This is a genomic window from Phocaeicola sp. RTP21198st1_B8_RTP21198_201120 (assembly GCF_040929485.1).
In the GTDB taxonomy this organism is placed as follows: domain Bacteria; phylum Bacteroidota; class Bacteroidia; order Bacteroidales; family Bacteroidaceae; genus Phocaeicola; species Phocaeicola dorei.
The window spans coordinates 973-1,325 of the sequence record NZ_JBCOCI010000372.1 but is presented as its reverse complement, the minus strand read 5'-3'; the positions used below and the strand labels follow the sequence as shown (position 1 = coordinate 1,325).

Sequence of the window (353 nt, the reverse complement as noted above, 5' to 3'; positions counted from 1 at the left end):
CCAGATTATCGTTCAAGTTGGATAGACGTCCTCCCAAAAGTGGTTCCATAATGATGGCAGGAATCCCCCGTTTGGCCAGTTCGCCATAGAGATATTCCGCATCCGTATTTCGAGTATTGGTCTCTTTGGCATGTTTCCAGTCTACATAATTGAGCTGTATTTGTACAAAATCCCATTTAAATTCATCGTGTCGTGAGAGCAGATAATCATATACTTCAATGTCACCATGGTAAGAAAATCCGAGATTCCGGATGCGTCCGGCTTCACGCTCTTTAACCAGAAAATCAAGTATTCCGTTATCCAGGTAGCGTCCTTTAAGTGCTTCCATTCCTCCCATGCCGATGCCGTGGAGC

The 353-nt window shown here is 44.8% G+C and carries 1 protein-coding gene; it reads right to left on the bottom strand.

All coding sequences use genetic code 11. From position 1 onward, the window contains the following. The coding region (locus AB5935_RS26435) for an aldo/keto reductase (protein WP_368327921.1) at positions 1-353 on the bottom strand (353 nt) is incomplete at both ends.